The organism is Snodgrassella sp. B3800, assembly GCF_026535865.1.
Lineage (GTDB): Bacteria > Pseudomonadota > Gammaproteobacteria > Burkholderiales > Neisseriaceae > Snodgrassella > Snodgrassella alvi_E.
Map to the genome: position 1 here is coordinate 1 of NZ_JAFNPH010000005.1, position 20166 is coordinate 20166.

The 20166-nt window shown below is 44.7% G+C and carries 17 protein-coding genes; 5 read left to right on the top strand and 12 right to left on the bottom strand.

Going from position 1 to position 20166, the window contains the following annotated elements; translation table 11 throughout:
- Nucleotides 1-759: 759 nt before the first annotated feature.
- The 9 genes from J3U64_RS07980 to J3U64_RS08020 all read right to left on the bottom strand — a co-directional run bounded on the left by J3U64_RS07980 (nucleotide 760) and on the right by J3U64_RS08020 (nucleotide 9302).
- The gene (locus tag J3U64_RS07980; protein WP_267408860.1) at nucleotides 760-1359 is read right to left on the bottom strand and encodes a nitroreductase family protein; all 600 of its coding nucleotides are present in this window, start codon (nucleotides 1357-1359) and stop codon (nucleotides 760-762) included.
- A gap of 363 nt (nucleotides 1360-1722) precedes the next feature.
- Nucleotides 1723-2025: an AzlD family protein gene (locus tag J3U64_RS07985; protein WP_267408861.1), complete on the bottom strand. Its 303-nt coding sequence runs from the start codon at nucleotides 2023-2025 to the stop codon at nucleotides 1723-1725.
- Nucleotides 2018-2656: an AzlC family ABC transporter permease gene (locus J3U64_RS07990; RefSeq protein WP_416384992.1), complete on the bottom strand. Its 639-nt coding sequence runs from the start codon at nucleotides 2654-2656 to the stop codon at nucleotides 2018-2020. The genes J3U64_RS07985 and J3U64_RS07990 overlap by 8 nt, the downstream gene beginning before the upstream one ends.
- An 829-nt stretch (nucleotides 2657-3485) precedes the next feature.
- Nucleotides 3486-4145: a YiiX/YebB-like N1pC/P60 family cysteine hydrolase gene (locus J3U64_RS07995; protein WP_267391606.1), complete on the bottom strand. Its 660-nt coding sequence runs from the start codon at nucleotides 4143-4145 to the stop codon at nucleotides 3486-3488.
- A 99-nt stretch (nucleotides 4146-4244) separates the two neighbouring features.
- On the bottom strand, nucleotides 4245-4706 hold the full coding sequence (locus J3U64_RS08000; protein WP_267391604.1) for a hypothetical protein: 462 nt from the start codon (nucleotides 4704-4706) through the stop codon (nucleotides 4245-4247).
- Between the two features lie 203 nt (nucleotides 4707-4909).
- Complete coding sequence (locus tag J3U64_RS08005) at nucleotides 4910-5749, bottom strand: MurR/RpiR family transcriptional regulator (protein WP_100140695.1); 840 nt, start codon at nucleotides 5747-5749, stop codon at nucleotides 4910-4912.
- 242 nt (nucleotides 5750-5991) lie between these two features.
- Nucleotides 5992-6984: a nucleoside hydrolase gene (locus tag J3U64_RS08010; RefSeq protein WP_267408863.1), complete on the bottom strand. Its 993-nt coding sequence runs from the start codon at nucleotides 6982-6984 to the stop codon at nucleotides 5992-5994.
- A gap of 80 nt (nucleotides 6985-7064) precedes the next feature.
- Nucleotides 7065-8450, bottom strand: coding sequence for an MFS transporter (locus tag J3U64_RS08015; protein WP_100156567.1), 1386 nt, complete (start codon nucleotides 8448-8450; stop codon nucleotides 7065-7067).
- A gap of 51 nt (nucleotides 8451-8501) precedes the next feature.
- Nucleotides 8502-9302: a cytochrome C assembly family protein gene (locus tag J3U64_RS08020; protein ID WP_100140783.1), complete on the bottom strand. Its 801-nt coding sequence runs from the start codon at nucleotides 9300-9302 to the stop codon at nucleotides 8502-8504.
- A gap of 224 nt (nucleotides 9303-9526) precedes the next feature.
- Here J3U64_RS08020 and ffh point away from each other — a divergent pair, with 224 nt between their 5' ends.
- The 5 genes from ffh to hpaC all read left to right on the top strand — a co-directional run bounded on the left by ffh (nucleotide 9527) and on the right by hpaC (nucleotide 16308).
- Complete coding sequence (gene ffh / locus J3U64_RS08025; RefSeq protein WP_100151858.1) at nucleotides 9527-10885, top strand: signal recognition particle protein; 1359 nt, start codon at nucleotides 9527-9529, stop codon at nucleotides 10883-10885.
- 155 nt (nucleotides 10886-11040) lie between these two features.
- Nucleotides 11041-11205, top strand: a complete 165-nt coding sequence (locus J3U64_RS08030; RefSeq protein WP_100140699.1) for an SEC-C metal-binding domain-containing protein — start codon at nucleotides 11041-11043, stop codon at nucleotides 11203-11205.
- Nucleotides 11206-12156: 951 nt separating this feature from the next.
- Nucleotides 12157-15003 (top strand): valine--tRNA ligase, encoded by a 2847-nt coding sequence (locus J3U64_RS08035; protein ID WP_267408864.1) that lies wholly within the window; start codon nucleotides 12157-12159, stop codon nucleotides 15001-15003.
- A 320-nt stretch (nucleotides 15004-15323) separates the two neighbouring features.
- Complete coding sequence (hpaR, locus tag J3U64_RS08040) at nucleotides 15324-15773, top strand: homoprotocatechuate degradation operon regulator HpaR (protein ID WP_100140701.1); 450 nt, start codon at nucleotides 15324-15326, stop codon at nucleotides 15771-15773.
- Nucleotides 15774-15777: 4 nt separating this feature from the next.
- Nucleotides 15778-16308 carry a 4-hydroxyphenylacetate 3-monooxygenase, reductase component gene (gene hpaC / locus J3U64_RS08045; RefSeq protein ID WP_267408865.1) on the top strand — a complete coding sequence of 177 codons (531 nt, stop codon included), beginning with the start codon at nucleotides 15778-15780 and terminating at the stop codon, nucleotides 16306-16308.
- A 98-nt stretch (nucleotides 16309-16406) separates the two neighbouring features.
- Here the strand turns inward: hpaC and fba are convergent, their stop codons facing one another.
- The 3 genes from fba to J3U64_RS08060 form a co-directional block, all read right to left on the bottom strand.
- Nucleotides 16407-17471, bottom strand: a complete 1065-nt coding sequence (gene fba / locus J3U64_RS08050; RefSeq protein ID WP_100140702.1) for a class II fructose-bisphosphate aldolase — start codon at nucleotides 17469-17471, stop codon at nucleotides 16407-16409.
- A gap of 126 nt (nucleotides 17472-17597) precedes the next feature.
- A complete protein-coding gene (locus J3U64_RS08055) occupies nucleotides 17598-18533 on the bottom strand; it encodes an ABC transporter ATP-binding protein (protein WP_267408866.1) in 936 nt (311 codons plus the stop codon).
- Nucleotides 18527-20095, bottom strand: coding sequence for an ABC transporter permease (locus tag J3U64_RS08060; protein ID WP_267408867.1), 1569 nt, complete (start codon nucleotides 20093-20095; stop codon nucleotides 18527-18529). Before J3U64_RS08060 ends, J3U64_RS08055 begins: the two co-directional genes overlap by 7 nt.
- Nucleotides 20096-20166 lie beyond the last annotated feature (71 nt).

The window sequence follows — 20166 nt, forward strand, 5'->3', positions numbered from 1 at the left end:
TTCGGGCTGCATTTGCTGCTGAAACTGCTGCTGACGCTGCTGTTCGCGAATGATTTGCTGTTGCTGCTGACGGTCTAGCTGGGAAACTACTTCTGATACCGGCGAGGCGTAAGCAGTTGCCATTCCATTGCTCAGCAGCCATACCAGCACGACAATTTTTTTTAAACGCATTTCATTTAATGCTTATTGAATGTTAAAGTTGGTTAATTCTAAAGTTAGATTGCGATAATTACAACTGAGTTGATTATTATCAGATAATAAAATGGAACATCATATCAAGAAAAATAGTGTTTATATTTTAAGAAATTTAGGTACAAAAAAAATCATTATTATAATATATCTAATTGATTTTAAAATAAATACAAAATAAAATTACTGATATTGAATATATTCCTAAATCAGTATACATTAAAAATTAATAAACTCTATATTAGCATTTTATTGCGATTATCAATACTTATTAATGATAAATTGCTATTTTATGTATTTATTTGGTATTTTTATTTAAATAATATAAATACCAATATAAATTAAAGGTTTTTAATTAGTAAAAAATAATATTTTTGTTTAGAATCAATATTTTGAAATAAATTACACATATTTTGCTGCTTATCGCATTTTTTGAGAAGGTTAAGCTATTTTTCTGAATAATTAAATAAGATATTGCATCTCTGTCACTCATTAAAAGAAAGCCGGATTGATAATCAATCCGACCGGATAATTTCTCTTTTCATTCACGGCAAATATTTAGCATTTCATTTAATAAAAAACTTTGAAGCGTTCGGTATCGTCTATAAAGGTTTTCTCAGGGAAAGGTGCTTCATTGGAACCGAAAGGCATCATTGCGCGTAGTTTCCAACTATCGGGTATCTGCCATTCTTTGGCGGCAGCTGCATCTGGCAACGGGTTATAATGTTGCAGGCTGGCTCCGATTCCGGCATTGGCCAGTGCTGTCCATACCGCAAACTGAGCTATACCGCTTCCCTGCTCTGACCAAATCGGAAACTGCTCAGCATAACTCGGATATTGCTGTTGCAGGCCGGCAATGGTTTGCAGATCTTCGTAAAACAATATGGTACCAATACCTGCGGCAAAGCCATTGATTTTGGCTTCAGTAGGCGCAAATTTGTTGGCAGGTACGATGGCACGCAACTCATTCATAACGATATGCCAAAACTTTTCACTTTGCTGATTAAATAGAACCACAACGCGTGAACTTTGTGAATTAAAAGCAGATGGTGACAGCTTTACAGCTTGTTCTATCAGTGCTGTGATTTCTTCCTGCTCCTGAGTAATATTCTTGCCAAGTGCATACTGGGTACGACGTTTCTCAATGGCTTCAATCAATGCATTGCTCATTTTAGTTCCTTTATCATTCTGTAATTAAATTATGAATTGCGAAACAACATCTATTACCATGTTAACGGAAAAAAAACAGTATTCCCACCCCTCTCGGCGAATACAATTTTAATTTAAATGATGGTAAAAAATAATTTTATTACTTATAAAACAATAAATAGCAATTAAAAACAATATTAATTTGCCTGGAAAACAGTGTTTTTAAGTGCTGGTTACTCAGCATTTCTTATCAGGAATTGATTTATTTATGCTGATTGGTGCAACTGAATGATATGAATAAACAAACTGTTTTTACATTATTTTTTATTTATAGAAATATAATTTCATCCAATATAGGGTGATTATTGGATGAAACGGTCTCATTTAATAAAGCATTAAATGGCGCAATACAGCAGTAATGCCGACACTTAGAATAACGGTGGGTAATAGAGAAAATCGCCACGCCAGCAGCAGGGTGATGATTACTGCTAATAGATTGGCTGGCTGTGTAGTAGCAAAAGCCGGCGCAATTACCGCGATCAGTACGCATCCAGGAATGGATTCCAGTACGCGAGTGAGACGAGGACTAAGTTTACGTCTACGTAGTAACAGATAGCCACTGATCCTTGTTATGTAAGTTACCACCGCCATGGCAAGAATGGTAAAGAAAGCCGATAAATCAATCATACGCCGCCATAATAAATGCCAGTGCCAGACCTGCCAGTGTACCCAGCAACACATACCAAGCACCTGGCAGCAAATTGTAAGTAACAATGGCTACTAACAAACTTACTATCCATGGGATAGCAGCTTTAATCCCTTTCCACATACCCTTGATTAACACCAGAAAGACGGCTACAAAGGCCATATCAAAACCATAATGGGAAACATCGCCAATAAGCGGTCCTATCAGAGCACCTAAAGTAGTGAAACCCACCCAGGACAGATACAGACCAACGCCACTACCCAGAAAAAAGTAATAACTGAATGTCTGCGCTGGAGATTTTCTAATATCGGTAAATGTCAGTGCCCAGCTTTCATCACACATAAAAAAGAGGGAGGCAAGTACTTTACGTTTACTCAATGCGCTTAGGTAAGGGGTAAGTGCTGCACTCATAAGAATATGACGGCTATTGACGAGTAAAGTCATCAGAGCAATGAGGAGCAGATGCGGCGGGGATGTCCATAAATTTACGGCAACGAATTCAGAACCACCAGCAAAGTTCAGAGCAGTAAGCAGAGATATTTCGCCTGTGCTCATGCCCTTCTGGATAGCCTGTGCGCCCAATACCATTGCGAATGGAATAAAGCTGAGCATAAGAGGCAGAGCGGTAATAAGCCCCCTTTTGATTTCCTGTACTGGTGAGGGTACGCTAGCTGTAGACACTTATCAAAAATTCCGATTTAACACAATAAATTAGAGACAGAATATATTTTTATTCACGCCAAAAACCGATTTCAGAACAGTAAATAGCATATCTTTACAGATAATAATGAAAGCAACATTATAATTGAGAAATGTAAGCTTATTCAATAATAATCTAAGTATATTCAACAGTGAAATAATAAAAAAATAGCTTAAAATGCTTGAGGCTCAACAGCGTTGCTATGCCAGTAAAACTGGTATTAGGTTAGCCCAAGCTCCTTGCTCATGCGGCGAAAAATTTTTAGTTTATTTTTTGAATGACTAATTAACTATTTTTATTATTTGGGTCAAAACAAAATATTTAGCACCAAGTCAGTAATGATACTGATAGTAAGCTATGATTTAGCTCTCGATTTGCCTTCATTCAAAACTAATACCCATAGCTTCTATTTGGCAAGTTTTAGCCGTTATTTAGCCTAAGAAACTGTTGCAAAATTTATTTCCACTTTATCGATTATCTAATATCGGAAAATCCGAGACAATATCATATAAATTAATAATTATTTTCATCAATTGGAAAACAAATCTCTCTTAAATTGATTAGAGAGATTACATTTTTTCTCTACTGGATTTTTTAAAAGCAAGAGCTGTGTTTTATTTAAACGGACTAAATAGAATACAGTGAGTTAATGATTACAATATAAATAGCTGCTTTTATATCAGGACTTTTTATCCAATTTGCCAGATAGGCAGAATAAAGAAGTCCTGTTTTATACGTTAATTACTGATAAAAATGCACAATGTCAATTAAATCTGAACGAGACATATCTCCGGGGTTGTTTCCTTGTTCTCCTTCAGGAATAGGAATACCCATTTTTTTGAAATGTTCTACCCAGTAAACTGGAAATTCGCCGGTCTCCTTAGATTTGAAGGTCATGGCGCGCAATGGAAATACTTCTTTACCATGATTGGCTTCTTTGAAAATCTGATAGATTAATTCGGAGCAGTAATATTGGTCGTTGTGAATATTAAAGGCATTATCGTACGGTTTGCCCACTTTCTGTCTGGCCGATGTAATGGCAGCTGGTATCAAAGGCTGATATTGGGCTTTAAGGCGGCCAACCACAGCACGCGGTACACATTGTTGATTTTTCGGATGCAAATAGGTTTGCACTGGTGTAATTCTGACTTTAGGCGGAGTGGCCTCAATGATGCTATTCTGACCATTTTTTTTCTGCCAGACGATGCCAACATGGGTAAAGTTATAGCCATCAAGCCCACTTGTAGCCGCTTTGATGGCGCTATTCATACCGCCATCACATTCTTCTATAAATATCAGGTCGCCGTTTTGCAGATGAAAAGGTTTCTGTGCATAGGCATTCAGGCTGAACAACAGGAAAACTACAGCGGTAAACCATGTTCGGATAAGTTTTTTACTCATGTCTGCATTTTAGAATAATTGGTAAATAATGGTTAATGATACAGTATTTATTTAGCTCAGTAAGAATTTACATGCTGGATTGAAATAAATTAAGCTGTGTCAGTCAACGCTTTTGCCACGCTTGCGCTGAAAAATGCGGTAGCTGGCAGCAAAGGCGGCGATGGCGGCTCCAATCAGCGCACCTCCGATAAACATAGAAACCAGATCAACAGTTTTGCCTACGTCCAGACTGTCTAATACTTGTTTGGCACTCAGTTTCTGGCTAGCCGGACTACTCATACCTTCAATCATATGGCGGTTATTACATTTGGGCAGCAAAGCCTGCTGATCAGCTAACTGTGGATAAGTTTGTCTCACTTCAGTTTCGCACCGCTGAATTTGTGCTGGTGTTACCAGATTAAACCAGCCCCCAATATAAAGACCACCAGCCAGCAGACAGGCACCTACTATGCCTACCAGTACAGCAGAACCTCGTTTTTGCTCAGCGGCTGTTGCAGTAGTGTTTTTTTTGGCAGATTGTTGTTCGGCTTGACGTTTGATTTGTCGGGTTTTATTACTCACTTGCGCTTATTCCATGGCGACCAATTTAAGTTTTTAATCCGGCTATAATCCAAGTGGCTGTATCGTGCAGCCAGTTTAGTTTCGGTTTGAATAGCAGGATTACCAAAGATTTTGAGGTTGAATCATACCTGAAGCTGCTTCAATTCGGTTAATTGTTGTAATGCTTCAGATAAATCAGACGGGTACTTATGCCAGTATTGTCATCAGTGTTGCAGAAATTTCAGCTTAACGCCGGCTTTGGTTTTGGCCAGCATTTCACTAACGTTCTCACCCAGATGTAATGCCAGCCCGATGGTGAGCATGTCGATAACCATTAGCTGCAACAGGCGTGAAATCATGGGAGTGTATTTTTCACTGTCTTCAGGAGTAACCACGCTTATAACGCAGTCGCAGACCTGCGCTACCGGTGAACCGGCACGGGTAAGGCCGATAATTCGGGCACCATTGCCTTTGGCAATTTTAATGGCGTCTAATAAATCACGTGAAGAACCGGAATGGGAAATCACCACCAGCACATCCTGCGGTGACAATACCGCAGCTGCCATCAGTTGTACATGACTGTCGGTATACGCCACGGTGGAAAGACCAAAGCGAAACAATTTGTGCTGTGCATCCATAGCCACGATACCGGAATTGCCAGCACCATAAAATTCGATGCGCCGTGCTGTAGCCATCATTCTGACAGCGGTATCCAGTTCGGAAGCGTTCAGAGATTTGCGGCTGCCGAGCACAGTAGCAGCCGTATTGGCAATAACCTTGTTCAGCACATCCTGCATGGAATCAGTGCTGTTGAGTTCTTCATGCACATAAGGCATGCCTTCGTGGCCAATGCTAGCAGAGAGATTAAGCTTGAATTCGGGTAGACCGCTGTAACCCATGCTGCGGCAAAAACGGATGACGGTAGGCTGGCTGACACGTGCTTCTTTAGCAATATTAGCCACGGCTGCATGCACAAACCATTTGGTTTGTGCCAGTACGCATTCGGCTACGCGTTTTTCAGCCGCTGATAACTCAGGCAGCTTCTGGCTGATTTTGGTTAACATACTACTCTCCTGTTTTGTGTCGCAACAAAACAGGAAAAGAATAATGTGTAATGATTACGTTCACAATAAATACCTGCTGATTTCTCTTGTATTACGCGTTTATCCTAACGATACGCTTAAACAATTGCAATATCTGTACTGCAATTTAGCGTTCTGGCAACGGCAGGTTAATTAGAACCGATTTATTGTGATTAATGACTTTATGAAAATTTTAAGCTACTGGTATGGCTTGTCTTTGCTTTTCAGCAGTGGAACTGACCCAATGCGTTGAAAATTATCTCCAGTAAACGCTGGTTATCGACGTGTTCCATTACATTGATTGGACTATGTTTCACTTCAGGCATGCCTACAGTGAGTCGCAGTGTGCCTTCTTTCCAGCGCCGGCTGCTGGCACGAGTACAGTCGCGGGTGGTGGATACATCTACAATATAAGGTGACGAGGTAGCAACATTACTGTCTATCAGTTTAGCAACGCATAATACGTCGTGAATCCAGCAACCAGCCAGATGGCGAGTTTGAATGGAATAGTCCATCCACGGACGTGAGGTGCGGACGATAAAGTTAGTAAGCGGATTAGCAAATTTTTCTAGCCTATCCAGATCCTGATGTGTGAGCATAGTCTGTGTGGTGGCATCCAGTGGTGCCAGGGTGATATTGGCTCCACTTTCAATCACAATTTTGGCGGCTTCAGGATCAACGGCAAAATTGGTATCTTTCAAATAGCCTTCTACTTTAAAAACACCACCCATGATAACAATTTCGGCCACAGAACGAGCAAAATCGGGATAAAGCTGAATTGTGTGAGCGATATTGGTTAACGGACCGATTGCCACCACAGTAATTTCACCAGGATTGCTGCACACTAGCTCGCCAATCGCCTGTGCTGCATGTGGTGCACTGTTATCATTGAGTGGCAGTACCGGAGGTAAACTATCCCACAGTGACAGCAATCCTTGTTTACGTACATTATTATCCAGCTGTTCGCGCCAAGGAGCAGCAGGCTCTATCAGTGCCTGTGCGGCACCTTTAACGACAGGAATACTCTGATTTAGTTCCCGCATCAGTTGGCGAGCGACCTGATAGCCGGTGTCGCGCGGAGTATTACCGGCTACGATGGTAATGAGTTCGAGTTTGATTGAGTCTGCAGCCAGTGCCAGTGCCAATGCCAGACCATCATCTACATTTGCGCCTGCAATGCCATTACCCGGATCACAGTCAATCACGATGCGCTTCATAAGGATTACCTATGCCTCAATTGCAACGGAGTCAGTAGCTCTGACTCCGTTATAGATGTTTCAATCAGATTGTATAAGCTCTAAATGGCGTCTTCCACTGCATTCAGATCGCGACCACGAGTTTCAGGAGCGAAGAATGTAGTGATAAAGCCAATACCAGCCATTAAAACAAAGTATATGGCAATCGGCCACCAAGTTTTATAATGATCAAACAAGGCTGAAGCAACTAAGGCTGCGGTACCGCCAGATAGAATGCCACCCAGTTCTTTGGCCAATGCCATTTTGGAATAGCGGTTGCGCACGCCAAACAATTCTACGCCATAGGCTGCCTGCACACCAAAAATACCCAATGAAGCCAGACACATACCCACAACAATAATGCTAGCTACGATAAAAGGATCCCGCGTTTCCAAAAACATATAAGCTGGCACGGCATACAGCATCAGCAGAAAGCAGAACCAGCGATAAACGATACGGCGTCCGTAGCGGTCAGACAACCAACCAGCAAAAGGAATCACAAAGAATCCTAGCAATGAGGCGACAAATACCGCAGTGGTAGCCACAGTTTTATTCACATGCAGTATTTTAACTACATAGCCGATTACGAATCCTTGCGCGAGGTAAGATGGGCCATTTTCGCCGATTCGCAAGCCCAGCATCACAAAAAATGCTTTATTACGTGCCAGGAATGAAGTTTTGGCAGCTGGTGCCGGTTTGGCATTAGTAGTTTGTGAATCAGATTGTTTTGATTCGTTCTGTTCCTGCTCAAATACGGGTGTTTCGCGTACATGGCGGCGGATAAGTGTGGCAGCAACCGCAATCAGGGCACTGAGAATAAACGGAATACGCCAGCCCCAGCTATTCACATCTTCTGGATCAAGCATTAACACCAATAACCATACCGCAGACGCCACCAATGTGCCACTGTTGGAACCAATGCCAATAATAGAAGCAATCAGGCCGCGGTGTCTGGGCGGAGCATATTCTCCGAGCATAACTGTAGCACCAGAAAGCTCGGCACCGGCACCAAAGCCTTGCACAAAACGCAATATCACCAGCATCAGAGGTGCCCATAGGCCGATAGTGGCATAGCTGGGAATAAAACCAATCAGAGTGGTGGAAATGCCCATCAGAGCGATGGTGGTGACCAGTACAAATTTTCTTCCTTTGCGGTCACCCATGCGCCCGAAGAAAACGGCACCAATTGGGCGTGCAATAAAGCCTACTGAATAAGTGGCAAAACTTGAAAGCAAAGCAATTGTCTGGGTTAATTCTGGAAAAAACACATCTCCAAATACTAGGCCTGCGGCGAGGCCGTATAAAGCAAAATCCACATATTCCATGGTGGTACCAAGCCAGCAGGAAAGTGTTGCCTTAATAAATTCCCGTCGTCCTTCAGGTGTGGCTAAACGTTGTTCAGCTGCGCTCTTCTTATGGCTGTCAACTGACGATTGTAAGTCACTCATTCAAATATCCTATGGTTACAAATCAGGGTGTTACTAGTTAAAACAAAAAGACTAAAACAAAATTTCCAGCACAAACTTGCTGCCAAAATAAGCCAGCATTAGGCTGACAAATGACACAATGACCCACCATGCCACTTTTTTTCCGCGCCAAGCCTGTGTATGGTGTCGGAGCAGGATAACCAAATAGATTAGCCACGACAGCACGCCAAACACCGTTTTATGGGTTAAGCGTGCCGGCTCGCCAAACACGGCCTCGGAAAACACCGTGCCACTAACTGCCGCAATAGTCAGCAGCACAAATCCTGCTTGCAGACCCTGAAACATTAATTTCTCAATGGACAGCAATGGCGGCAGAAAAGATTGCTGAGGTACTGTTTTGCGTCGATGCAGATAATGGTTACGCACCAGCATCAGCACCGCCAGCAATGTGGTGATGCCAAATAGGGCATACGCCAACAATGCCGACAAAACATGTATCATGAATGCGCTATTATGCATGGGATAAGCGGTAGGCTGACCAGGCAGAAGCCAGGCCAACAGCAGCACCGCTGCCGAACAAGGAAACAGCGCCAGCTGCAATCCCTGTAAACGATAGCGAAAACTACCCACCCAATACAGCAGCACCATTAACCAGGTAATCAGATTGAGTGCGTGACCAAATCCCACCAACAGTACCCGTTGCTGCAACATTGGCTGCCATACTGTAAAAGTATGCAGCAGCAATACTGACAGCAACAAGAGCTGCTCACCTCGCAACGGATAGGGCACAGCAGTATGACGTTGCCAACACCGCCAGGCCAGCACCGAAAGTGCGGCATAGGCAAAAATAAGCACCAGCAGCAATAAGCTCATGATTTTTCCGCAGCAATAGCGCGCCAAAATTTGGCGCGCGTAGTGTAAAATAGGCATTTATTTATTGTGATGCCTGCTCAGAAACTGGGCAGGCATCACAACAGGTTGCCATTTTATAACCAAATTGCTTCTTATCCTACCCATTTACTGTGTGAATTGACCAGAAACTGGCAATTTTCACCCGACAGATACAGGCTGCTTACAATTAGCCGGAGATGGTTCCGATGTTAGATAATCTATCAGATCGCTTTAGTAAAATTGCGAAAACCCTGCGCGGACAAGCGCGTTTGAGTGAAGACAATATCAAAGATGCTTTGCGTGAAGTACGCATGGCATTATTAGAAGCCGATGTTGCCCTGCCAGTTGTAAAAACATTTATGGCTTCAGTAAAAGAACGTGCGGTGGGCCAAGAAGTCATTGGCAGCCTGACACCCGGACAAGCATTTATCGGGGTGGTAAATGATGCGCTCACCGAGCTGATGGGCACACAGAACAGTAGTCTGAATCTGGCAGCAGTGCCTCCGGCAGTAATTTTGATGGCCGGTTTACAGGGGGCCGGTAAAACCACCACTGTCGGTAAGCTGGCACGCTTGCTGAAAAATGACCAGAAGAAAAAAGTGCTGGTAGTTTCTGCAGACGTGTACCGGCCAGCTGCGATTGAGCAATTAAAATTACTGGCTCAGCAGGTTGAAGTGGACTTTTTTCCGTCACACGAAGGTGAACAACCAGTAAACATAGCCTTAAATGCATTGGATCACGCTAAAAAGCATTTTTATGATGTGCTGATGGTGGATACCGCCGGCCGGCTGGCTATCGACCAGAAAATGATGGATGAAATCCAACAGATTCATGCCGCAATTCATCCGGTGGAAACTTTGTTTGTGGTTGATGCCATGCAGGGTCAGGACGCGGTAAATACGGCACAGGCATTTAATGATACCCTACCCCTGACTGGTGTAGTGTTAACCAAAATGGACGGTGATGCCCGTGGCGGTGCGGCGCTGTCGGTACGCCATGTAACAGGTAAGCCGATTAAATTTATCGGTGTAGGCGAAAAAATCAATGGTCTTGAACCATTCTATCCTGACCGCCTAGCCTCGCGCATTCTGGGGATGGGTGATGTACTGTCTTTGATTGAAGACGTGCAGAAAGGCATTGATGAAAAAACCGCGCAGCAGATGGCAAAAAAGCTGCACAAAGGCAAAGGTTTTGACCTGAATGACTTTAAAGCACAGATTCAGCAGATGCGCAAAATGGGCGGTATTGAATCGATTATGTCCAAACTGCCAGGTGACATGGGACAAATGGCCAAGCAAGTGCCGGAAGGCACCGCTGAAAAAGCCATGGGTCGAGTGGAGGCCATTATTAATTCGATGACGGCCAAAGAGCGCGCCAACCCTCAGTTGATTAAGGCCAGCCGCAAACGCCGTATTGCCAATGGCTCCGGTGTCAGTGTGCAGGAAGTGAATAAAATGCTTCGCCAGTTTGAACAATCGCAGAAAATGATGAAATCATTTACCAAAGGCGGCATGGGCAAGCTAATGCGTCTAGCTAAAGGCATGAAAGGTATTATGCCGCAATAATTTCTCCTCCTCACGCACTGCCTGAATTTTAATTCAGGCAGTTTTTTTATCTGACACTGCACATTATTATGCATTTAGTCTAAAATGATTATGGCAATTAAATTTGTCTTGATTACTTCGATATAAAATAAGGAGTACAATGATGCGTAAAATTAATGATAAAGGCTTTTTTTGAGCCAACCAGCAAACGCCGCAAAGGCTACCCGTCTGAAACCAGTGTAAAGCGTGGTCTGGTGCGGATTGTGCATGGCGATAAAGTTCTGCATGAAAAGCTCGGGCGCAATGACCGTTGCCCGTGCGGTTCTGGCCGCAGCTTTTAGGAAATGTTGCCTGAAATCAGGCTGCTTTCGATGGCAGTAACAGACATGATTATTACCGTTGATTATCCTCAGATAAACGGACACATTATTTAATCACCCTTTAAAAACTTTCCCCTGAATAAGCCTGTAAATCACTATTATTCAGCGGGAATTATTTATACTTAGATTCAGACATAAATTTTTGTTTTTAGCTATTTCCAGATTTTAATTTATCTATTCTAAGCCATTTGCACTATGGCTACTTCACAAGCCAATTAATACATTAGCAAAATATTACTCCTTATGTTCACACCTTAAGCTGTAATACTTTAGACATTAATGAAATTAATTTAATTACTGCTTGTACCATTCTTAAACTAAAACAACTATAAACATGGTTTCAACTTAGTTCTGCCACTATCTCTAGAATGACAAAAAAAAATAGAAATAATATGTTATCAACAGTACCAGAAGGCAACGAGCCCACAATCACGACATACTATAAACTACATGCACAGATATATGCTCCTACCTCTTCTCAGCCAAAATATGTCACCTTTTCCGGTACAATGTTCAACAAAATTTATTTTTAACCACAAACTTAATTTCCTTCCCAGCTACGTCGGCTTAATGCTGGCACATATGCCATAAAAAACAACTTATTGAGGCTGTGCTAATATTTTATTTGATGTCAGCATCAGATAAATATTTTGACACTAAAATACCTTTTTTGCTTGCTGTTCTAATTGTGCTGGCCAGCCTGTATTCAGCGCATAGGCTTGTAAGGCATACTGTCCTGGTTAGAAAAGCTTATAGAAGTAACGAAGCATATGGCTAAATATTATTCTATTAAAATTTAGAAGCTAATTGTTTCTGTTCACAATCTGATAAAAGTGCATCGTCTTAAACCATGCTTCTACGCATGGGTTATAATCAGACTCTTATTTTTTGATTTTTTGCTACTCATTAACCATGTTAAACACCCAATATTCTCCCAGTGAAATTGAAACCCGCTTGTATCAGCAATGGGAAGAACGCGGCTATTTTGCCCCGTCAATGGATTTAAGCAAACCGTCGTTCTCTATTCAGCTCCCCCCGCCGAACGTAACTGGTACGCTGCATATGGGGCATGCATTCAACCAGACCATTATGGATGGACTCACCCGTTATCACCGCATGAAAGGTGAAAATGTGTGCTGGATTCCTGGCTCAGACCATGCTGGTATTGCAACGCAAATAGTGGTGGAACGACAGCTGGCTGTGGAAAATATTTCCCGTCATGAGTTGGGTCGAGAAGCATTTATCGCCAAAATATGGGACTGGAAAAAATTTTCCGGCGGCACCATGGCCGAACAAATGCGCCGTGTAGGATGTTCGGTAGACTGGAGCCGTGAATATTTCACCATGGATGATGAGCGTGCAAAAGTCGTGACCGAAGTATTTGTACGGCTGTTTGAGCAGGGGCTGATTTACCGTGGTAAACGGCTGGTGAACTGGGATCCAGTATTGGGTACTGCGGTATCTGATTTGGAAGTGGAAAATATCGAAGAAAACGGCCATATGTGGCACATCCGTTATCCACTGGCTGATGATCCAGATAATGGCTTGATTGTGGCCACTACCCGCCCAGAAACCTTGCTCGGTGATGTAGCAGTAGCCGTCCATCCTGACGATGAACGTTATGCTGGTTTTATCGGGAAACAACTGATATTGCCTTTATCCGGCCGTACTATTCCAGTGATTGCCGATAAATATGTGGATAAAGAATTTGGTACCGGCTGTGTGAAAATCACACCAGCACACGACTTCAATGACTATGAAGTAGGCAAACGCCATCAGACGGCACTGATTAATGTCCTCAGTCTGGAAGCAAAAATCCTTCCTCAGGCTGAAGTATTTGATTTTCAGGGACAAGAACAAGCTGGTATCGAGCTGCCAGCTAAATATGCTGGTCTGGACCGCTTTGCTGCGCGCAAACAAATGGTGGCCGACTTAGAAGCAGAAGGTCTACTTCTTAAGGTTGAAGAACACAAACTGATGACGCCTAAGGGTGACCGCACTGGCAGTGTGATTGAACCGATGCTGACCAACCAATGGTTTGTGGCCATGACGCGTAGCGCCAACAACGATGTAGCGCATCCAGAACCAGAATCGGAATTTAAAGGCAAATCCTTAACCGAAAAATGTATTCATGCAGTGGAAAGCGGACAAATACGCTTTATTCCAGAAAACTGGGTCAACACCTATAACCAATGGATGAATAACATTCAGGATTGGTGTATCTCACGCCAACTATGGTGGGGACATCAGATACCGGCATGGTATGACCAGAACGGCCACGTGTATGTGGCACGCAATGCCGCCGAAGCACAGGCACAGGCCGGTACGGATGCGGTATTAACACGTGATGAAGATGTGCTGGATACATGGTTTTCTTCGGCACTGGTGCCTTTCTCTACGCTGGGCTGGCCGGAAGACACACATGAATTAAAGGCGTTCCTGCCCTCTCAGGTGCTGGTAACCGGCTATGAAATCATTTTCTTCTGGGTAGCACGCATGATTATGATGACTACTCACTTTACCGGTAAAGTGCCGTTTCACGATGTGTATATTCACGGTATCGTGCGCGACAATGAAGGCAAGAAAATGTCCAAATCCGAAGGCAATGTCATTGATCCAGTGGATTTGATTGATGGTATCGATTTGGAAAACCTGCTCATTAAACGCACGACTGGTTTACGCCGGCCGGAAAAAGCACCTCAGGTCATTAAAGCGACTCAAAAGCTGTTTCCAGACGGCATACCGGTATTTGGTGCCGACGCACTGCGCTTTACCATGGCAAGCTATGCTAGTCTTGGCCGCAGTATCAACTTTGATTTCAAACGCGCTGAAGGCTATCGCAATTTCTGCAATAAATTGTGGAATGCCAGCCGCTTTGTGCTAATGAATATTGAAAACCACGACTGCGGACAGGATGAAAGTCTGCCGTTAAGCTACAGTTTTGTGGATAAATGGTTGCTGACTCGTTTGCAACAAACCATTTCTGCCGTTAGCGAGGAACTAGATACATATCGCTTCGACATGGCGGCACAGACTTTATATGAATTTATCTGGAATGAATACTGCGACTGGTACGTGGAGTTAGCTAAAACTCAACTTCAGCGCGGTGACGAAGCACAGCAGCGTGCTACACGACGCACCCTGGTACGGGTACTGGAAACAGTATTGCGCTTATTGCATCCGATTATGCCGTTTATTACAGAAGAGCTATGGCAAACCATCGCACCATTGGCTAATGCTAAAAACACCGACAGCATTATGCTGGCAGATTGGCCACAACCTGATAGTAGCTTGATTAACAGCGAAGCTGTAGACCAGATGCATTATTTGCAGGAACTGGTTAATTCCGTTCGCAATCTACGCGGCGAAATGGGGCTGGCGATGAGTGTGAAAGTGCCACTGTTACTTGAAAGTGCTGCTGATTTAAGCACGTTACTGCCCTATTTGCCACTGATGGCACGTCTGAGTGAAGCCACACAGGTGTCACATCTGCCAGAAAGTGACGATGCTCCCGTAGCAGTGTGTCAGGGCGCACGCCTCATGCTGAAAGTGGAAGTCGATAAAGCAGCTGAAACAGCACGCCTGCAAAAAGAAGCTGAAAAACTTCAGAAAAACATCGACAAGATAGCTGCCAAACTGGCCAAACCTGGCTATACCGATAAGGCACCGGCACATCTGGTTGAAAAAGACCGCAGTGAGCTGGCGCAATTGCAGGACAGAATGGCCAAAATCCACTTACAATTGCAAAAATATCGTTAATTAAATTATTTATATTCTTACGATAGCCACCAGTCCGGCAGCATAATTAGCATAAATAGGTATCCGCCACAATGTGCTTATACTGTAAATCTGGTGGCTTCTTCATAGCTGTTGTGAATAGTGCATAATTTCAAAATCAGAATATTTAATTATTAAACAATCCATTAAACAACTACAATGTCTTTATTTTGTATTTGATTTACACATAATTATTCAATTTTATAATAATCTTCTGTAAAATTCCTGAACAATGTCTTATACCTTGGTTCATTATTCATACGCCATATGAACTAGATATACTGAAAGATTGGAGCAAACAGATGGCAAACACATCTAAATACTCATCCCTCAACATCATTTTGATTCAGACTCGTGAAGCATTACTTTCCCATTTCCGCCCCATGCTGAACGATATCGGAATTACAGATCAGCAATGGCGTATTATCCGCTTACTGGCAGAAAATGGTATTATGGACTTTCAGGAGCTGGCTAGACAGGCATGCATTCTGCGCCCCAGCCTCACCGGTATCCTGACACGACTGGAAAGGCTCAATTATGTAGTACGCCTGAAACCGTCCAACGACCAGCGCAGGGTGTTTCTGAAGCTAACGCCAGTAGGCGAGAAACTATATGAAGATTTCTGTGTAGCGGTAGATGCCCGTTATAAAGTGTTGGAGCAGCGTTTTACTCAGGAAAAACTACAGCAACTGGGTACTCTGCTGAAAGAATTTACTAATATCGCTGTTGATAAAGAAGAAAAAGAACCCTGACAACATGAACCAATCACCTTCAGCCATGGCTTTACTGTATCGCGAAGCCATGTCGAAAGTTGCCGCAGCAGTGCATGTCATCACCACAGAAGGGGAAGCCGGACGCTATGGTATTACCCTCACCGCAGTCGCCTCGGTAACCGACTCTCCCCCTACACTATTACTCTGTATCAATCGCAATGCTCGTATTCAACCGATTTTGCGCGCCAACGGACAATTATGCGTAAATGTTCTGGCGGCCTCTCAGCAAGATGTGGCGGAACATTTTGCAGGTATAACCTCAATTCCGGCTCATGAGCGGTTTTTGCAACACGATTGGCAGAATCACCAGCATACAACCCAGCCACAATTGGTAGGGGCACTGGCTCATCTGCATGGCCGTATTATTGACAGCCATGATATGGGCAGTCACAGTGTATTTTATGTGGCCATTGAGTATATCAATGTTAATGAACAGGACAATCAGGGTTTACTGTATTTTCAGCGTCAGTTTACGCACACTGCTGTACCGGTATGTGAGGCAGGCTGCGTCTAAGCAGATATTTCACACTTTTGCTGCATTAAAGAGCGCGTCAGATAAACAATAACGGACTGCCCCTTATCGGAACAGTCCGTTTTCAATAGCAGATAAATTTATTTTACAATCTGTACTAGCTCACCAGCAGCATAACGGTTAGCCATTTTTTCCAGCGACACCGGTTTAATCTGTCCAGCGTGGCCAGCAGCACCAAAAGCCACATAACGATCAATACACACCTGTTTCATTGCTTTAATGGTTTCGGTGAAGTATTTGCGCGGGTCAAATTCTGCCGGATGAGTAGCCAGAAAACGGCGGATGGCACCGGTGCTGGCCAAACGCAAATCGGTGTCAATATTGACCTTGCGCACACCGTATTTAATCCCTTCGACAATCTCTTCTACCGGCACACCATACGTTTCCGGAATCTTGCCGCCATACTCATTAATCACCTGCAACCATTCCTGTGGCACTGAGCTGGAACCATGCATCACCAGATGGGTATTGGGCAGGCGTTCGTGGATTTCACGGATGCGGTCGATACGCAAAACATCGCCTGTCGGTTTGCGGGTGAATTTATAAGCGCCGTGGCTGGTACCGATGGCAATTGCCAGTGCATCCACACCGGTATCCTGGACAAAACGTGCCGCTTCATCCACACTGGTCAGCATCTGTTCATGGCTGAGCTTGCCTGCGGCGCCGACCCCATCTTCTTCACCGGCATCGCCGGTTTCCAGATTACCCAGACAACCGATTTCTCCCTCAACCGAAACCCCGCACGCATGCGCCATATATACAGTTTTACGCGTCACATCTACATTGTATTCATAAGTAGAAGGTGTTTTAGCATCGCTCAACAAAGAACCATCCATCATTACAGATGAAAATCCCAGCTGAATAGAACGCTGGCACACTTCCGGAGAAGCGCCATGATCCTGATGCATCACTACCGGAATATGCGGAAATTCTTCTACAGCTGCCAAAATCAGATGGCGCAAAAATGGTGCACCGGCATATTTACGCGCACCGGCGCTGGCCTGCACAATCACCGGAGCGTTAACTTCATCGGCCGCTTCCATAATCGCACGCATTTGTTCAAGATTATTGACATTAAACGCCGGCAAGCCATAGCTGTTTTCAGCAGCATGGTCGAGCAGTTGGCGCATAGAAACTAAAGCCATGAGGTTCTCCGTGTGTACTTGGCAATAATGGGTAAAAATTCGGCGCAATTATACCACCTTGCGCTTGGTTTGTAGGCATCACATGCAGAGTTGTGTCAGCGTGTGCATACCGTCTGAAAGAAAGAGTCAGTGAAAAAAAACGATTTGATCTTGCAGCACAGTTAAAGGTAGTTGGTCTCCCCGATTCACCGTCCGATGCAGCGGTAGCCACCAGCGTAATAATCCATATTGCGGATGCAGCAACTGTACATCATAAGCTCTGGCGGTCAGACAAACGTCAGTTACCTGTACCTGCACGCCGTTTTCAAGGTCATAACACAAAGCCTGCTGCGGAATATAGCAATGGTCTGTCACATTATCACAGCCTAACAGACGTGCTGCCCATGCATCTGTTGGTCGCGCTAGCAGTGTTGCTGCATTGCCTTCCTGCACCCAGCGTCCTTGCCGCAACAGGCAGATACGGTCGGCCAGCGCAAATGCTTCCTGCGGGCTGTGAGTGACCAGTACAGCCGGACATTGCTGCTGGCGCAATAGGCGTAAGGTTAATTGCTGCAAACTACCTCGCAAGGTTGTATCCAATGCAGAGAAAGGCTCATCCAGCAGCAAAGCCCGCGGTTGCAAAATCAGTGCCCTTATGAGTGCTACTCGTTGCTGCTCACCTCCAGACAACAACTCAACTGACTGCATTGCCATGTCAGCCAAACCCACTTCAGCCAGAAACTCTTGCGCCTGCTGCTTTGCCTGTGCCTTGCTAACCCCATGCATGCGCAAACCAAAAGCCACGTTTTGCCATACATTCAGATGCGGTAATAAAGCGTAGTCCTGAAACATGAGCCCGATACGGCGCTGCTCTGCCGGCAAAAACGTAATATCCGCTTCATCAATCAGGATTTGTCCGTTATCCGGCTGCACCAGACCGGCTGCCATATTCAGCAACGTTGATTTACCACTGCCGCTCTCACCCAGTACCGCTACCAGCTCACCATCAGCTACGTGCAGGCTTAAATCAGCAGCCACTATTTTGCGGCCAAATTGTTTGTTAACCTGCTGCCAACTCAGCATAAGTGTTGTTCCTTTTTGCTCTTACTCCATTCTAGCAACCCAAAAAAAAGCATAGCCAGCAACATCAGCAGCAAGGTCAGCACCATTGCTCTGTCATAATTATCCCGGCCGGCCGTACTTAGATAATGGTAAATCAGGGTAGTTAGGGTCTGCCATTCTGGCCGTGATAGAAAAAGTGTGGCTGCGAATTCACCCACACAGGTTGCTGCCGCCAGTGCCAGCCCCCGCTGCAAGGCCGGCCGTAACAAAGGCAAAATCACATACACCATCACCTGCCAGCTACTGGCACCCAACGTACGCGCAGCCTGTATATAACTGAGTGGTAAGCTGTCCCATGCGGACAGTACATCTTTGGTAATAAACGGATAGGCAAGCAATGCATATGTACATATCAACATGGTCAGCGAAGCCGTCCATTCCGGATAGCATAACAACAGCCCGAACGACACACATACAGGTGAGACCATGAACGGTAAAAAAGTCAGACTACGTACCCATGTCCAGCGATGAGCCAGCGCTGCATGTGTCATACCCAGCAGCAGTGCCAGTAGCATGGCCATTACAGTAAATCGTACCGTATTAAACAGTGCCTGCCATGTACTACCATCCAACAGCACTAACCAAGAGCTGCCAGCAAGTACGGCACGCCAAGCAACAGCCATAAGCGGCAGTACACAGCAACCTAGCAGTAGCAACAAAGCCAGTAACAGCGCCCATTTCTGCCATCTGACTGGTATCCGTGGTGGCAGCATTCGTACCATATTGGCCTGTGTGCTCAACCGGCTTACAAGCGCATATACCATACCCGATACTAACGTACTGGCCAGCACCCACAGTACCAGCACACCGGCCTGCGCCATATCCAGCTCATAGGCAATCAGCTGATAAATCTGTACTTCCAGCGTAATGTAATGCTCACCGCCTAGCAATAAGGCTAGACCAAAACCCGAAAAACAATATAAAAACACCATGCACATACCGCCAGCTAGCCATGGCAGCAACTGCGGCAACTCCACTTGAATAAAGCGCTGCCACACACTGCTACCAAGCGTTTGCGCTGCATAAAGACGCGATGCCGGCACTTGACATAAGCCTTGATAGACTGCACGCACCATTACTGGTAAATTAAAAAACACATTGCCGTACAACAGTAACCAAGGCGTACCCTCCCAGCCACGCCAAAGCAAACCCTGTGAACCAAATAGCGCCAAAATTCCTACACCGGCCACAAGTGTTGGCATTACAAACGGAAGCATGACCAACCGCAGTACCAGATTGCGGCCAGCAAACTGCCACCGCGTAATCGCCCATGCCACCGGCACGCCCAACAGCAAAGTCAGCAAACTACTACCGGCAGCCTGCAAAGTTGTCCACCCAAGCAGACGGCGCATATATTCGTCCTGCCACACCATGTGGAAACTGGTTGCATTAGTTTGTTGCAGCATCGCCCCCAGAGGCAACACTACTACAGCCAGCAAAAACCCCAGCGGCAGTAATAACAGCAAGTAAGGCAGCTTTTCTCCCACTCTGCCGGCGCCGACTTTCAGGCTGTTCAGCTTCATATGCACTGTTTTATTACCTTTACCTTAACGCTTACCAAAATCAAACAGGGCATTAGCATGCCCCGTTTAAT

Coding starts and splice junctions, on each gene's coding strand:
- J3U64_RS07980 (WP_267408860.1), bottom strand. CDS start 1,359: ATGAGCAATGCATTGATTGAAGCCATTGAGAAACGTCGTACCCAGTAT.
- J3U64_RS07985 (WP_267408861.1), bottom strand. CDS start 2,025: ATGATTGATTTATCGGCTTTCTTTACCATTCTTGCCATGGCGGTGGTA.
- J3U64_RS07990 (WP_416384992.1), bottom strand. CDS start 2,656: ATGCTCAGCTTTATTCCATTCGCAATGGTATTGGGCGCACAGGCTATC.
- J3U64_RS07995 (WP_267391606.1), bottom strand. CDS start 4,145: ATGAGTAAAAAACTTATCCGAACATGGTTTACCGCTGTAGTTTTCCTG.
- J3U64_RS08005 (WP_100140695.1), bottom strand. CDS start 5,749: ATGTTAACCAAAATCAGCCAGAAGCTGCCTGAGTTATCAGCGGCTGAA.
- J3U64_RS08010 (WP_267408863.1), bottom strand. CDS start 6,984: ATGAAGCGCATCGTGATTGACTGTGATCCGGGTAATGGCATTGCAGGC.
- J3U64_RS08015 (WP_100156567.1), bottom strand. CDS start 8,450: ATGAGTGACTTACAATCGTCAGTTGACAGCCATAAGAAGAGCGCAGCT.
- J3U64_RS08020 (WP_100140783.1), bottom strand. CDS start 9,302: ATGAGCTTATTGCTGCTGGTGCTTATTTTTGCCTATGCCGCACTTTCG.
- ffh (WP_100151858.1), top strand. CDS start 9,527: ATGTTAGATAATCTATCAGATCGCTTTAGTAAAATTGCGAAAACCCTG.
- J3U64_RS08030 (WP_100140699.1), top strand. CDS start 11,041: ATGATAAAGGCTTTTTTTGAGCCAACCAGCAAACGCCGCAAAGGCTAC.
- J3U64_RS08035 (WP_267408864.1), top strand. CDS start 12,157: ATGTTAAACACCCAATATTCTCCCAGTGAAATTGAAACCCGCTTGTAT.
- hpaR (WP_100140701.1), top strand. CDS start 15,324: ATGGCAAACACATCTAAATACTCATCCCTCAACATCATTTTGATTCAG.
- hpaC (WP_267408865.1), top strand. CDS start 15,778: ATGAACCAATCACCTTCAGCCATGGCTTTACTGTATCGCGAAGCCATG.
- fba (WP_100140702.1), bottom strand. CDS start 17,471: ATGGCTTTAGTTTCTATGCGCCAACTGCTCGACCATGCTGCTGAAAAC.
- J3U64_RS08055 (WP_267408866.1), bottom strand. CDS start 18,533: ATGCTGAGTTGGCAGCAGGTTAACAAACAATTTGGCCGCAAAATAGTG.
- J3U64_RS08060 (WP_267408867.1), bottom strand. CDS start 20,095: ATGAAGCTGAACAGCCTGAAAGTCGGCGCCGGCAGAGTGGGAGAAAAG.